11 protein-coding genes are annotated in these 15,210 nt (G+C 59.6%); 8 read left to right on the top strand and 3 right to left on the bottom strand.

All coding sequences use genetic code 11. The annotated features are described in order from the left end of the window. The first annotated feature begins 161 nt into the window (after positions 1-161). The gene (pap, locus tag V5E99_RS11925; RefSeq protein WP_499802612.1) at positions 162-1,676 is read left to right on the top strand and encodes a polyphosphate:AMP phosphotransferase; all 1,515 of its coding nucleotides are present in this window, start codon (positions 162-164) and stop codon (positions 1,674-1,676) included. 102 nt (positions 1,677-1,778) lie between these two features. Continuing rightward, entirely contained in the window at positions 1,779-2,963 is a 1,185-nt protein-coding gene (locus V5E99_RS11920; protein WP_499802611.1) for a thiolase family protein, read from the top strand. Positions 2,964-3,075: 112 nt separating this feature from the next. On the opposite strand, the gene V5E99_RS11915 is transcribed toward V5E99_RS11920, so the two are convergent. Further along, positions 3,076-3,270 (bottom strand): DUF6316 family protein, encoded by a 195-nt coding sequence (locus tag V5E99_RS11915; protein ID WP_499802610.1) that lies wholly within the window; start codon positions 3,268-3,270, stop codon positions 3,076-3,078. A 210-nt stretch (positions 3,271-3,480) separates the two neighbouring features. Between V5E99_RS11915 and V5E99_RS11910 the strand changes: the two genes are divergently transcribed. Next, on the top strand, positions 3,481-4,440 hold the full coding sequence (locus V5E99_RS11910) for a DMT family transporter (RefSeq protein ID WP_499802609.1): 960 nt from the start codon (positions 3,481-3,483) through the stop codon (positions 4,438-4,440). Positions 4,441-4,547: 107 nt separating this feature from the next. On the opposite strand, the gene V5E99_RS11905 is transcribed toward V5E99_RS11910, so the two are convergent. Continuing rightward, positions 4,548-5,942 (bottom strand): class II fumarate hydratase, encoded by a 1,395-nt coding sequence (locus tag V5E99_RS11905; protein WP_499802608.1) that lies wholly within the window; start codon positions 5,940-5,942, stop codon positions 4,548-4,550. 192 nt (positions 5,943-6,134) lie between these two features. Between V5E99_RS11905 and V5E99_RS11900 the strand changes: the two genes are divergently transcribed. The 5 genes from V5E99_RS11900 (at position 6,135) to V5E99_RS11880 (ending at position 10,548) form a co-directional block, all read left to right on the top strand. After that, a complete protein-coding gene (locus tag V5E99_RS11900; RefSeq protein WP_499802607.1) occupies positions 6,135-6,662 on the top strand; it encodes a DUF2059 domain-containing protein in 528 nt (175 codons plus the stop codon). Positions 6,663-6,674: 12 nt separating this feature from the next. Then, positions 6,675-6,974, top strand: coding sequence for a BolA family protein (locus tag V5E99_RS11895; protein WP_017340055.1), 300 nt, complete (start codon positions 6,675-6,677; stop codon positions 6,972-6,974). Positions 6,975-7,157: 183 nt separating this feature from the next. Continuing rightward, positions 7,158-8,099 carry an oxygen-dependent tRNA uridine(34) hydroxylase TrhO gene (trhO, locus tag V5E99_RS11890; RefSeq protein WP_499802606.1) on the top strand — a complete coding sequence of 314 codons (942 nt, stop codon included), beginning with the start codon at positions 7,158-7,160 and terminating at the stop codon, positions 8,097-8,099. 3 nt (positions 8,100-8,102) lie between these two features. Beyond that, positions 8,103-8,738, top strand: a complete 636-nt coding sequence (locus V5E99_RS11885) for a DsbA family protein (protein ID WP_499802605.1) — start codon at positions 8,103-8,105, stop codon at positions 8,736-8,738. Next, positions 8,731-10,548 (top strand): ABC transporter ATP-binding protein, encoded by a 1,818-nt coding sequence (locus V5E99_RS11880; protein WP_499802604.1) that lies wholly within the window; start codon positions 8,731-8,733, stop codon positions 10,546-10,548. Before V5E99_RS11885 ends, V5E99_RS11880 begins: the two co-directional genes overlap by 8 nt. A 1-nt stretch (position 10,549) precedes the next feature. Here V5E99_RS11880 and V5E99_RS11875 read toward each other — a convergent pair whose 3' ends face one another. Then, positions 10,550-15,193 (bottom strand): hypothetical protein, encoded by a 4,644-nt coding sequence (locus tag V5E99_RS11875; protein WP_499802603.1) that lies wholly within the window; start codon positions 15,191-15,193, stop codon positions 10,550-10,552. Positions 15,194-15,210 lie beyond the last annotated feature (17 nt).

Here is a 15,210-nt window from a genome sequence, read left to right as displayed (position 1 = left end):
TGCGTCGCCCCGGAAAGATCGCAGCCGTCGGCAGCTCCTGCAACGGATCGACGTACACCCGTAGGAGCTGCCGAAGGCTGCGATCTTTTGATCTTTGAGTTTCTCCCCCCACAGGAGAGGTCAATCCGCTAGTCTTGCTCAATCTTGGAAGGGAGCCGCCCATGTTCGAATCTGCCGAAATCGGTCACGCCATCGACAAAGAAACCTACGACGCCGAAGTGCCGGCCCTGCGTGAAGCCTTGCTTGAAGCGCAGTTCGAGCTTCAGCAGCAAAAACGTTTTCCGGTGATCATCTTGATCAATGGCATCGAAGGCGCCGGCAAGGGCGAGACGGTCAAGTTGCTCAATGAGTGGATGGACCCGCGCCTGATCGAGGTCCGTACCTTCGACCAGCAGACCGACGAAGAACTGGCGCGGCCACCGGCCTGGCGTTACTGGCGGATGCTGCCGGCCAAGGGCCGCATGGGGATTTTCTTTGGCAACTGGTACAGCCAGATGCTGCAAGGACGGGTCCATGGCAATTTCAAGAACGCGGTATTGGACCAGGCGATCAATCAGTCTGAACGCCTGGAGAAAATGCTCTGTGACGAAGGCGCGCTGATCTTCAAGTTCTGGTTCCATCTGTCCAAGCAGCAAATGAAGGCGCGGCTCAAGGCACTCGCCGATGACCCGTTGCACAGTTGGCGCATCAGCCCGCTGGACTGGCAACAATCGGAAACCTACGACAAGTTCGTCAAGTACGGCGAGCGTGTGTTGCGTCGCACCAGTCGCGACTATGCCCCTTGGCATGTGATCGAAGGCGTGGACCCGCATTACCGCAGTTTGGTGGTGGGCAAGATTTTGCTTGAAGGCCTGCAAAATGCGCTGAAGCGGCCCAAGGTCCACCCCGACAAGGTTAATGAAGCGCCGCTGCCCATCCATGTCGATCAATTGAACGTACTCGACAGCCTGGACTTGACCCAGCGCCTGGAAAAAGACGATTACGAAGAACAACTGATTACCGAGCAGGCGCGGTTCTCCGGCCTGATGCGCGACAAACGCATGCGCCAGCACGCCTTGGTGGCGGTGTTCGAAGGCAATGATGCGGCGGGCAAGGGCGGGGCGATCCGTCGGGTCGCGGCGGCGCTCGATCCGCGCCAATACAACATCGTGCCGATTGCCGCGCCCACCGAGGAAGAGCGGGCGCAACCGTACCTGTGGCGCTTCTGGCGACACCTGCCGGCCAAGGGCAAGTTCACTGTGTTCGACCGCTCCTGGTATGGCCGGGTCCTGGTGGAGCGGATCGAAGGTTTCTGCCCGCCAGCGGATTGGCTGCGGGCCTACAGCGAGATCAACGATTTCGAGGAGCAGATTGCCGATTCGCACGTCATCGTGGTCAAGTTCTGGCTGGCCATCGACAAACAGACGCAACTGGAACGTTTCCAGGCCCGGGAGGAGATTCCGTTCAAGCGTTTCAAAATCACCGAAGACGACTGGCGCAACCGCGACAAGTGGGACGCCTACCGTGCGGCGGTCGGCGACATGGTCGATCGCACCAGCACCGAGATCTCGCCCTGGACCCTGGTGGAAGCCAATGACAAGCGCTGGGCGCGGGTTAAAGTCTTGCGCACGATCAACCACGCGCTGGAAGAGGCTTTCGAAAAGGCCGACAAAAAGGCCAGGAAGCACAAGAAGTAGGCCGATGGTTGCGCATACGCGAGGTGAATGATTGTCGCGGTCGGTAATGGGGTGGACTTATGCTCGGTCCACTCTCAACCGACAACAACAATGAGGTATGCCATGCGTGAAGTGGTGATCGTCGACAGCGTGCGGACCGGCCTGGCCAAATCCTTTCGCGGCAAGTTCAACCAGACCCGTCCGGACGACATGGCGGCCCATTGCGTCAATGCGCTGCTTGCGCGCAACGACATCGACCCGGCCAGTGTCGAGGATTGCATCGTCGGCGCCGGCTCCAACGAAGGCGCCCAGGGTTACAACATCGGGCGCAACGTGGCGGTGTTGTCGCAACTGGGCATCGGCACCGCCGGCATGACCCTCAACCGTTTCTGCTCCTCGGGCCTGCAAGCCATTGCAATTGCCGCCAACCAGATTGCCTCGGGTTGCAGCGACATCATCGTCGCCGGTGGCGTCGAGTCGATCAGCTTGACGATGAAAAGCGTCAACACCGATAACCTGATCAACCCGCTGCTCAAGGAGCAGGTGCCGGGCATCTATTTCCCGATGGGCCAGACCGCCGAAATTGTTGCCCGACGCTACAACGTCAGCCGCGAAGAGCAGGACCTGTACGCGTTGCAGAGCCAGCAACGCACGGCCCAGGCTCAGGCCGCCGGGTTGTTCAATGATGAAATCGTGCCGATGGCGGTCAAGTACCGGGTCGAAGACAAGGCCACCGGCCAGGTGCAGATCCTCGACGGCATCGTCGAACACGACGACTGCAACCGCCCGGACACCACCCTGCAAAGCCTCGCCGGTTTGAAACCGGTGTTTGCCGAGGACGGTTCGGTGACGGCCGGTAACTCGTCGCAACTGTCGGACGGGGCGTCCATGACCCTGGTGATGAGCCTGGAAAAAGCCCTGGAATTGGGATTGAAGCCCAAGGCCTTTTTCCGTGGCTTCACCGTGGCCGGTTGCGCGCCGGATGAAATGGGCATCGGCCCGGTGTTCTCGGTGCCCAAGTTGCTCAAGGCCAAGGGTTTGCAGATTGCCGACATCGACCTGTGGGAACTCAACGAAGCGTTCGCGTCCCAGTGCCTGTACAGCCGTAATCGACTGGAAATCGACAACGCGAAATACAACGTCAACGGCGGTTCGATTTCCATCGGCCACCCGTTCGGCATGACCGGTTCGCGTCAGGTCGGGCATCTCGTGCGGGAATTGCAGCGGCGCAATCTGCGTTATGGCGTGGTGACCATGTGCGTGGGTGGCGGGATGGGGGCGACGGGGTTGTTTGAGGCGGTGCGTTAAACCGCAGATTTGTAGCGACGGTTAGATTGCTTTCGCGGGCAAGCCTCGCTCCTACAGGGGAATTTGATCTTCTGTAGGAGCGAGGCTTGCCCGCGAATGGGGGCCACTCGGTCTACCGGTTTTTGCTCTGAAGCTGCATCCGCTCGATATACGCCTGTATCTCCCGCGCCGCCGCTTCGGGGTTCTCATACGGCCCTTCGAGGGTGTTTTCCCGAGTGCTGAAATAAAACTGCCCATTGACGCGACACATCCGGTCACTGCGAAAGTGCGTGGCGGGGGCGTTGTCCTGGGCGCGCATGCCGTACATGGCGATCTCCTGAGCGTAGGTCCTGTCTGCGGGTCCAATCAGCTTATGCGTGAAGTCGTTACGGCGCCTGGCGACCTGATCGACGGCACGTCGTCAATTTGGCGTTGCGACCTGCACAGTTTCATTTGCGGCCAGCGCACAACTGTCTCTGTGTGCCGCTGACGGCTGAGCCTAGAATGGCGTTTCTTGCCACGTGGCGTTGGGGGCAGCATGCATATTTCATCCGGTCGCTGGGTTTACGGGCTGTTCCTGGCGCTGCTGACCGCATTGCTGTGGGGCATCCTGCCGATCAAGCTCAAGCAAGTGCTGCTGGTGATGGACCCGGTGACGGTGACCTGGTTTCGCTTGATGGTGTCCGGCGGTTGCCTGTTCCTGTATCTGGCGGCGACTAAACGCCTGCCGAGCCGCAAGGTGCTCGGCCCCAAGGGCGGCTGGCTGGTGCTGATGGCGGTACTCGGTCTGGTGGGCAATTACGTGCTGTATTTGATGGGCCTGAACCTGCTCAGCCCCGGCACCGCGCAACTGGTGGTGCAAATGGGCCCGATCATGTTGCTGATCGCCAGTCTGTTTGTGTTCAAGGAAAAATTCAGCGTGGGGCAGGGGATTGGCCTGTTGGTGTTGCTGATCGGTTTCGGGCTGTTTTTCAATCAGCGCCTGGCCGAATTACTCACGTCCCTGACGGATTACACCGCTGGCGTATTGATGGTGTTGGCCGCATCCACGGTCTGGACCTTTTATGCGCTGGGGCAGAAGCAATTGCTGACGGTGTGGAATTCGTTGCAGGTGATGATGGTGATCTACCTGTTCTGCGCGATGTTGCTGACGCCGTGGGTGCATCCGCTGGAAGCGCTGAACCTGAGCCCGCTGCAAGGCTGGCTGCTGCTGGCGTGCTGCTTGAACACATTGATCGCCTATGGCGCGTTTGCTGAAGCATTGGCGCATTGGGAGGCTTCGCGGGTCAGCGCGACGCTGGCGATTACACCGTTAGTGACCTTTGTGGCTGTGGCGCTGGCGGCGTTGTGGTGGCCAGAGTACGTGCATGCCGAGACCATCAACGGTCTGGGTTATGGCGGGGCAATATTGGTGGTGCTGGGCTCGGCGCTGGTGGCGTTGGGGCCGTCGTTGATGGCGGGGCTGCGGGCACGGCGGATGCGAGTGACCGCCAGTTAGACCGCGTTATCGTTCTTCGCGGGCAAGCCTCGCTCCTACAGGTGGAGTGCGATCCCTTGTAGGAGCGAGGCTTGCCCGCGAAGACTGACTATCAGGCGCTGAAGAATTCAGCCCTTGGCGCCCGCTTCCAACATATTCTCCGGCCGCACCCACGCATCAAACTGCTCGTCGGTCAGATACCCCAACTGCAACGCCGCCTCGCGCAAAGTCAGGCCTTCGGCGTATGCCTTCTTGGCAATCTCCGCCGATTTGTCGTAGCCAATGTGCGGGTTCAACGCGGTCACCAGCATCAAGCCACGCTCCAGGTGTTCCGCCATTTTCTCGGCGTCCGGTTCCAGCCCGGCGATGCAATGCTGCTGGAAGTTGCTGCAACCATCGGCCAGCAGGCGAATCGATTGCAGCAAGTTGTGGATGATCACCGGTTTGAACACGTTCAACTGCAAGTGGCCCTGACTCGCGGCAAAGCCGATTGCCACGTCGTTGCCCAGCACCTGGCACGCCAGCATCGACAACGCTTCGCACTGGGTCGGGTTGACCTTGCCGGGCATGATCGAACTGCCCGGCTCATTCGCCGGCAGCTTCACTTCGGCAAAACCGGCCCGTGGCCCGGAGCCGAGCAAGCGCAGGTCATTGGCGATTTTCATCAGGGTCACGGCCAGGGTTTTCAGCGCGCCGGACAGTGTGGTCAGCGGCTCATGGCCGGCGAGGGCGGCGAATTTGTTCGGTGCGGTGACGAACGGCAGGCCGGACAGCGCGGCCAGTTCGGCGGCAATCGCTTCACCAAAGCCGTGGGGCGAGTTCAACCCGGTGCCGACTGCCGTGCCGCCCTGGGCCAGTTCACAGACCTGCGGCAGCGCGCCGCGAATCGCCCGTTCGGCGTAATCCAGCTGCGCGATAAAGGCCGACAGTTCCTGGCCGAAGGTGATCGGCGTGGCGTCCATCATGTGGGTGCGCCCGGTCTTGACCAGTTTCATGTGTCGCGCCGACAGTTCGGCCAAGCCGCCCGACAACTCACTGATCGCCGGCAGCAAACTGTGCTGCACCGCTTGAACGGTGGCGATGTGCATGGCGGTGGGGAAGCAATCGTTGGAGCTCTGGGAGCGATTGACGTGATCGTTGGGGTGTACCGGCGACTTGCCGCCGCGGGCGTTGCCGGCCAGTTCGTTGGCGCGCCCGGCAATCACTTCGTTGACGTTCATGTTGCTCTGGGTGCCGCTGCCGGTCTGCCAGACCACCAGCGGGAACTGGTCGTCATGGCTGCCGTCGAGCACTTCGTCGGCGGCTTGCTCGATCAGCCGGGCAATGTCGGCGGGCAAATCGCCATTGCGGTCATTGACCCGGGCCGCGGCTTTCTTGATCAGCGCCAGGGCGTGCAGCACCGCCAGGGGCATGCGTTCCTGACCGATGGCGAAGTTGATCAGCGAACGTTGGGTCTGAGCGCCCCAGTAGGCCTCATCCGGGACGTTCACTTCACCAAGGCTGTCGGTTTCGATACGGCTCATCGGTCACACTCCTGTAGGTCTGATTGCGCAGTTTAGGCCCTGTTCGGTCGCTGTGGTTCCATCAGTCTGTTTTTTGACCACTGAGGCGTACAAATCAAGCCCCGTAAGGGGTGGGGGTTGAGCCATGAGGTTTTTTAGGCGCAGAATGGTCGCCCTTGGGGTTTTACCTCGCCTGCTAGAAAAGGAAACTCGATGACTCGTCTTCGTGCCATCTGTACCGCGGTTGCACTGGTTTGCGCCAGCGGCCAGGTTTTTGCCGATACCGCCAGCCACAACGCCAGTGCCGAAGCTTTCCTGACCCTGGCGCACGCTGACAAATTGGGCACCCCGGTGTACATGCAAGTGCAGCAAATGTTCGCTCAGCGCTTTGAACAGACCAAAGCCCCTGAATCGAAAAAGCCTTTGCTGGACAGCTACCAAGCCAAGGCCAACGCCGCCCTGGACGCAGCCATTGGCTGGAACAAGCTGAAGCCGGACATGGTCAAGCTCTACACCAGCAACTTCAGCGAATCCGAGCTCAAAGACCTGGTCGCGTTCTACCAGTCGCCACTGGGCAAGAAAGTCCTGGAAAAAATGCCGCAACTGACTCAGCAATCGGCCCAGATGACCCAGGCCAAGCTCGAAAGCGCGGTGCCTGTGGTCAACAAGCTGCTGGCTGACATGACGGCCGAGCTGGACCCTAAAGGCGCCGCGGCTCCTGCCGTGAAGAAAAAGCCTTAAGCGGAGTTCGGTATGACCATGCAACAACGCATCGAATCGACGCTGGGGCTGTTGCAGCCCGAGCACCTGCAAGTGCTGGATGAAAGCCACATGCACAGCCGTGGGTTGCAGACCCACTACAAGGCTGTGGTGGTCAGCCAGCAATTTGAAGGGCTCAATCGCGTCAAGCGTCACCAGAAGGTCTACGGCACGCTGGGCGAGCTGATGGGTGAGTTTCATGCGTTGGCGCTGCATACCTACACGCCTGAAGAATGGGCACAGATCGACGCGGCTCCGGCCTCGCCGACCTGTGCTGGCGGCAGCAAACATTGATGTCATGCCCCTGTAGGAGCATGGCTTGCCCGCGATAGCGATCTTGAATACGCCATCGCGGGCAAGCCTTGCTCCTACAGGGCGTATTATTTTTGTTAGACTCCGCAACGCGCCGCTCACCCGGCGCGTTTTTTTTCGCATCCGGTTCACCCCTTACGAGGGTAGCCACCTGGAGAATCACCCATGACACAACAGATTGTCGTGGCGGCACTGTATAAGTTCGTCACCCTGGAAAACTACGTCGAGATGCGCGAGCCATTGCTGCAAGCGATGGTCGACAACGGCATCAAAGGCACCTTGCTGATCGCCGAAGAAGGCATCAACGGCACCGTGTCCGGCAGCCGCGAGGGCATTGACGGGCTGATGGCCTGGCTCAAGAACGACCCGCGCATGGACGATATCGATCACAAAGAATCGTACTGCGACGACCAGCCGTTCTACCGCACCAAAGTCAAACTCAAGAAAGAGATCGTCACCCTCGGCGTCGAAGGCGTGGACCCGAACAAAGCGGTCGGCACCTACGTCGATCCGCAAAACTGGAATGCGCTGATCAGCGATCCGGAAGTCCTGTTGATCGACACCCGCAACGATTACGAAGTGGCGATCGGCACTTTCGAAGGCGCCATCGATCCGAAAACCACCAGTTTTCGTGAGTTCCCCGACTACATCAAAGAACACTTCGACCCGGCCGTGCACAAGAAAGTCGCGATGTTCTGCACCGGCGGCATTCGCTGCGAAAAGGCGTCCAGCTACATGCTCAGCCAGGGCTTCGACGAGGTGTATCACCTCAAGGGCGGGATTCTGAAGTACCTCGAAGAGGTGCCGCAGGAAGAAACCAAATGGCAGGGCGACTGCTTCGTGTTCGACAACCGAGTGACCGTGCGCCACGACTTGAGCGAAGGCGACTACGATCAGTGTCATGCCTGTCGTACACCGATCAGCGTCGAAGACCGCGCCTCCGAGCACTACGTGGCTGGCATCAGTTGCCCGCATTGCTGGGATAAGCTGAGCGAGAAAACCCGTCGCAGCGCCATTGATCGGCAGAAGCAGATCGAACTGGCCAAGGCGCGCAACCTGCCGCACCCGATCGGTTACAACTACAAGCAATCACCTTCCGAGGCTTGAACCATGTCTGCTCGCCTGCTCTACGTGATGGACCCGATGTGTTCCTGGTGCTGGGGCTTCGCGCCGGTCGCTGAGGCGCTGGTCGAGCAGGCGCACGCGGCGGGGGTGGAGTTGCGTCTGGTGGTGGGCGGATTGCGCACCGGCAGTGGCGCGGCGCTCGAGCCGACTACCCGGCGCTACATCCTTGAGCACTGGCAAGCGGTCACCGAGGCCACCGGCCAGCCGTTCAAGACCGAAGGCGCATTGCCCGACGGTTTTGTCTACGACACCGAGCCTGCTTGCCGGGCACTGGTGACGGCGCGCAGCCTGGCGCCGGATTGTGCGTGGAAACTGCTGGGGCTGATCCAGCACGCGTTCTACGCCGAAGGCCGCGACGTCACCCACGCCAGCGTGCTGGTGGAGTTGGCGGAACAGGCCGGTTTGCCGCGCATCGAGTTCGCCGCCGCGTTCGACCGTGCTGATCAGCATGCCGCTACCGCTGCCGATTTCACTTGGGTCCAGGACCTCGGCATCGCCGGTTTCCCGACCTTGCTGGCCGAGCGCGACGGGCAACTGGCGCTGCTGACCAACGGCTATCAACCCCTGAGTGTTTTGTCACCGCTGCTCGGCCGCTGGCTGGAGCGCGCTGCCTGTGCATGAACTGCCCGATGATGCACCCGTAACCCCGCGTGTCGATCGACTGAGCTGGGCGGAAATCCGTCGGCTGGCCCTGCACCACAAAAAAGCCCTCTGGATCGCCAACGGCGTGGCCGTGCTGGCAACCCTGTGCAGTGTGCCGATCCCCTTGCTGTTGCCGTTACTGGTGGACGAAGTGCTGCTGGGCCACGGCGATTCAGCGCTGAAAGTCATGAACCACGCGCTGCCCGACGCCTGGCAGAAAGCCGCTGGTTACATCGGCCTGATGCTGCTGGTAACCTTCGTCCTGCGCTGTGGCGCGTTGCTGTTCAACGTGGTGCAGGCGAAATTGTTTGCGGCGCTGGCCAAGGACATCGTCTATCGCATCCGCGTGCGGCTGATCGAACGGCTCAAGCGGATTTCCCTCGGTGAATACGAAAGCCTGGGCAGCGGCACCGTGACCACGCACCTGGTCACCGACCTCGATACCCTCGACAAATTCGTCGGCGAAACCCTCAGCCGTTTCCTCGTGGCGATGCTGACCCTGGTCGGCACCGCGAGCATCCTGATCTGGATGCACTGGAAACTGGCGCTGCTGATCATGCTGTTCAACCCGCTGGTGATCTACGCCACGGTGCAGTTGGGCAAGCGAGTCAAACACCTGAAGAAACTCGAGAATGACAGCACCTCGCGCTTCACCCAGGCGCTGACCGAAACCCTGGATTCGATCCAGGAAGTGCGCGCCGGTAACCGTCAGGGCTTTTTCCTCGGGCGCCTCGGCCAACGAGCCCGGGAAGTGCGCGATTACGCGGTGAATTCCCAGTGGAAAACCGATGCGTCGAACCGGGCCAGCGGTTTGCTGTTCCAGTTCGGCATCGATATTTTTCGCGCGGCGGCCATGCTGACGGTGCTGTTCTCCGACCTGTCCATCGGCCAGATGCTCGCGGTGTTCAGTTACCTGTGGTTCATGATCGGCCCGGTGGAACAACTGCTGAACCTGCAATACGCCTACTACGCCGCCGGTGGTGCGCTGTCGCGAATCAACGAATTGCTGGCCCGTGCCGATGAGCCGCAATACCCCGGCGGCGTCGATCCGTTCCAGGGTCGCGATACGGTCGGGATCGACGTTCAGGGCTTGAGCTTCAGCTACGGCGACGAACTGGTGCTGGACCAGATGAACCTGTCCATCGCCCCCGGTGAAAAAGTCGCGATTGTCGGCGCCAGCGGCGGCGGGAAAAGCACCTTGGTGCAGTTGCTGCTGGGCCTGTACACGCCGCTGGCCGGAACCATTCGCTTCGGTGGCGCGAGCCAGGAAGAGATCGGCCTGGAGACGGTGCGGGAAAACGTCGCCGTGGTGTTGCAACACCCGGCGCTGTTCAACGACACCATTCGCGCCAACCTGACCATGGGTCGCGAACGCAGCGACGAAGCCTGTTGGCAGGCCCTGGAAATCGCTCAGCTCGACGGCACCGTGCGCGCCTTGCCCCAGGGCCTGGACAGTATCGTTGGCCGTTCCGGCGTGCGGTTGTCCGGTGGGCAGCGCCAACGCCTGGCGATTGCGCGGATGGTGCTGGCCCAGCCCAAAGTGGTGATCCTCGACGAAGCCACGTCGGCGCTGGATGCCGCCACCGAATACAACCTGCACGAGGCGCTGGCGCGGTTCCTCAGTCAGCGAACCACCCTGATCATTGCCCACCGGTTGTCGGCCGTGAAGCAGGCTGACCGCGTGCTGGTGTTCGATGGCGGGCGCATTGCCGAGGATGGCGACCATCAGCAACTGATTGCCGAGGGCGGGTTGTACGCCAAGCTCTATGGGCATTTGCAGCAGTTGTAGCTCATTTCCACGTGACCGCGAGGCCATCCTGGCTGCCATCGTAGCCAAACTGCTTCATCACGACCGAGCACGAATCACAGGGCGCCAAGGTCGTCGCCACGTTGACCGACTTGATGGACTCGCGATCCGGATACTTTTCACGAATTACCCGAATGAGCTTGCTTTCGCTGTCCAGTGACGTCGGCTGGCGGGTCATGTCCGGTCGGTAGGTCTCGATGTCTTTGATCGTATGGGGCACGGCTAGCACTTTGCTGCCGGGCGTAACGTCGAGGGCCGTTTCGTGAAATGTCTGATTCGCATCGATGTTGAAATAGCTGACGTCGCCTACCTTGACCGGATCTGCGCCCAGGTTATGCCTGAACAATGGCAGAAAACCGGTTATTTGTTTGTTTCCTGAAACGCTGACGTAAACCTCCCGGGTCCCAGTGGCCGTGGTGACCTCGGCGTAGGCAATGTTCCTGTGCTTGCGTTTCCATGGGGAGAGCAGGCTATTGAGTTTTGTCATGGTGCTGTCGATCTTCAATGCGCTGTCGGCGTTTACCGTGATGGTCGGTGCGAGAAACAGCGTGTCGAAGATCTCCGCAGTCCTTTGGCGCAAGGCATCGGAGGCTTCCCTGCTGCGGGTCCAGGCTGTCGCGCCTTCGGGCAGTTTGCTGGCGATCATGCGCGTTGAATGATCGAACAGCACCGCCTCCCCGGGGCTGGTGTCGACTTTCAGCCATTTGAGGGTCTCGGGTGGATGGGCATGGCCGCCGATCGGGATCGCAATCTCTTCCATGGTCTTCAAGGCCCGTTCAACCGCTTCGATGCCATGGATTCGCACCATGTTGTTGGCGTTGAGGGCACCGGTGTAGACCGTTTTCAACTCGTCACTCAACTCGCTGGGCAGTGTTTCGGCTTTGTTGAAGGTCAGAGGCTCATGGGGTTTCTGCCCCTTGATGCGTTCGGCGACATAAAAGTCGCCGGCATTCAGGCGCGTGGAAACGTAGTGTTTCGACCCGTCCATGGCTTCGATTATCGTGGCACCTGCTTTCAGGTTATCCATAAGCGGTTGACCGGGTACGGGCACACTGATCATGACGCGGCCGAAGATCCCTTTTTGAAACTCCAGGGTGGCCGTGAAACTCGTCTGCCTGGCGATGTCGGCGACTTGCATGGGCTCGCGGCCGGCAGCGGGGGTGTAAATGCTGTCGCCGAACCAGAGTGCCCAGCCTTTGCTTTCGTCGTAACTGCCAATATCCGGTGTGGGCGCCGGATCACGGAGCACATAGAGGGTTTTACAGATTCCGGGACCCGGGGCCCTCCGCATCCGACAGGGGATACTCTTGAGGACGTCGTCGATCAGGTCGGCGCGATACAGCGCGTCGTCCTTCAGTCTGTATGGCACATCGTCGAGCAACAGCGTCACCCTGCCATCGACTTCGAGTATCTCGCCGACCCGGGTGCTTTCGGGGCATTCGATGAGGATGTGTTCATCGTTTTTGTGCAGCGAACGATAGTGGGATTGCCCCGGCGACAGTGCCCCGGATTTTGTCGGTAATCGGGGGCCATACGGTTTGCACGTCAGTGGGTCAATCAGGCGGTAATCAGACTTCCCGAAGGTTGCCAGGTTGCGTACCGGAACATCGTCGAGGCCTTTGACGCGGGCTAATTGATCGCCGGCTGCCAACGGTCTCCACTGCCCGATATCAGCGATCTGCGGGACGCTGCGCATGAATGTGTAGCGACCTGCTTTTCCCAGCAGCGTCATGACGTTGGAGCGGCCGGCCCGGATTAACTTCAACGCGACGGGGCCTAACCCGGTCAGCAGTGAAACCGGACCGTCCACCGGGTTCAGATTCCCCACCATCGACGTGATCAATTCCATCGTCAGCAACTTGAAGGACGGCAGGCGGGCGCCGAGTGTCACCCGGCTGGCTTGGGTCATGAGGCGCATGGACCCCGAGGCAAATTTGCCAACGGGCAGCAGAAATGAAATCCCATCGCTGAACAGGCCAAACGCGCCCTGAATCCAGCGTGTTTTGTCCTCCGATTTCAGGTCTTCGACACTGCCCAGGAACGGCACCAGTGCCTTGAAAAAGTTGACGGTTTGATCCATCCAGGCGGAATCACGGTCGAACTGGGTCTGGCCGTAGGCGATGTCGCGCAGTATTTTCGGGTCCACGTAAAGAAGTTGGGTGGCGATGACATGGCTGATCTCCACCACGCGGCCGGAGGACAGCGTCCGTGCAATGCCGGATGCGTTTTCAGGGGACGGGGCAATTGCCCCGAACGTGACCCCCAATCGTTCGATGATGGCTTGGCAGCGTGCGTTCTCTTTGGGTGCGTCTCCGTTCAAATGCGCGTCCCAGTCAAACGGTAAATCCTTGTGACGCCATACGTGGACGGAAACGCTTGAGTGGTTGCTCTGGACCTTCCAGCGCTCGGATTTGAGTGCGGCGCCCAACAGCTCTGGAGCCAGTGTGCCCAGGCTGCGTATTACGCCAGCCCTTGGCAACAGTTCGTAATGCGTAGTGTTGCCTGCAAAGGTGGCCTGCAGTATCAAACCGTTACGGGCTCTGAGCGGCAAAATTTTGTCTGGCGTTTCATGGGCCGCCTCGACGTTGCTCGTTTCTTTTCTGAGGCTGTGGATTTTGACTTCGCCGAACGCCAGCGCCAGACGATCGGCATTGGGGAGTGAGGCGATCAGGCTTGCGATCAGTGTTTCGTAGGCCGTTGTGGTTTTTTCAAGGTAGAGCGCGAATGCTTTTTCGAATGAGGCCTTCACGTTCAACAGCTTGGCGGACGGCGACAGGACTATTCGTGCGCCATCGAATGTCTTGCCCTGGATTGACCAGGGTCCATCGGTTTTAATCGTCCGGTTCTCATCGATCCGAAGCCATTGTCGGGTGACGGTGGTGCCATCCGCTTGAGTGACAAACCATTTTTCATGATTACCCACCTCGTCAGACGCCAGTACGTCGAGGAATGAGTAGAGGTCATACTCCCTGCCTTCGAGATAGGGGATGTCACGAGAAACAGAAATAGGCATGTTCTTTTTTCTGGCCAGTTTTCGGCCATCCGAGATGAAGGCGTCTTTGCCGAACAGCCGCTCTATTTCTTTCTTGGCAATGGCTAGCCGCTCGGGCGGTTTTTCGGTGAGTTGGTTAATGGCCCAATTGAGTCGGTCGTTATGGTTGTCCAGCGCCGTTAGTGCCCGCTCAACATCTGTTATCGAGTAGGTGTCAGGTGATTGTTGTGCAATGAAGCCATAGGTTTGCGCCCAGTCCAGCGTCGGTAGCAGCCTCGCCAGGGCGATAAGTTTGCGTTTTTCTGCCGAGACCTCTTTGTCCATCACCATTGGCAGGCTGACCAATTGCTGGAAGGTCATCCTGTCCAGCAATCGCGGATCGCTTAGTTGGATCAGGTTCACCCCGGTCACGAAGTTGACCCAGACCATCGAGCTTCTGTAGGGCAGGTTGGCCGGGATGTCCGTGACCTGGAACTCACTCGGAAACCGCGAAAGAAACAAACGGGCCATGACCATGGCCTCTTTTTCCGAGGCGGCGCGTTTTGAGGTTTGAAGGTGGGTTTCAAATTCGGCACGAATCGCCTGATAACTCTTGCCCCAGTTTGCAGGTGCCTGCCAAGCGTAACCGGCGACCTCCCCCGGGTTGTCGCCAGTTGCTCCAATCAACCAAAGTTGCAGTGCCTGGACGACCAGTTTGGTTTTTATAGAGGGCGCGGTTTCTTCGCCGATTTCCCCGCCATACCAGTCCATCATCGACAGCAAAAGCATCCCCAACTGCTGGGCTTCGTTGGTGTTCAGGATTTTTTGAAGATAAACAGTCGGTGTTGCCCGAACCTGTTCTAGGGACGCGGCAGCGAGGATGTCGTTGGCAAGGTAAGTCAGCGGCGATGGGCTGCTCGCAGGCAGGCACTGGTTAACGGTCTCGATTATTTGCGCGCGGATAATCGCGGCGTGCACTTTTTGCGTATCGACCTCTGAAGGACTGGATGCGCCACGCCGATGGGCCCGGAATGCAGCACGGTCCTGATCAGTGGGGCGACGTCTGAGGGCCAGGATGTCGAAGTCGTCTTCGAGTTGCAGATGATGACGGGCGATTTTCTCTTGAAGCGCCGCCAACGCAGCCGGATGTTCCTGAGGGTGTCGCGGCCGCCATGGTGCCATTGCGTAAAACCAGCACATTCGTTGCAGGGTGATCTTGCGGTTGGAGTTGAGCTGGTCTCCCAGTAACGTCGCCGCGCGCTCGATCCGTGGCTTGAGCATTTGCCATTTCGTGTTTTCAGTCAGGTCGACGGTGACGCGTTGCCCTGCGTTGCTCCAGCCTTCATAAACATAGGCGTTGTCCTTGCGGGTCACGCTCAAGTCGCCATGTTTTATTTCAAGCCGCGTGCACAGGTCTATGTAAGCTCTATCTCGCAGCACGTGCCATAAAGCGTTCAGCCCGTCCTCACTGACTTGGTGGAGGGGGGAAAAAGGACCGATTGGCAGCAAATTGCTCAAACTGACCAGCGTGGGCGGCTCGCTGATGCTGGACAGCATGAGTTCGTAGTCTTCCAGTTGGCCTGCATATAGTTGGGCGTCGGAAGGATGGGTGGGAGGAAACAGGCCTCGCGGCGCGGTTGAGTCGAATGTTTGCATGAAAGCACTTCGCTTGA

The organism is Janthinobacterium sp. LPB2021202312-11-4, from assembly GCF_037049705.1.
In the GTDB taxonomy this organism is placed as follows: domain Bacteria; phylum Pseudomonadota; class Gammaproteobacteria; order Pseudomonadales; family Pseudomonadaceae; genus Aquipseudomonas.
This window is presented reverse-complemented; position numbering and strand designations above follow the sequence as displayed.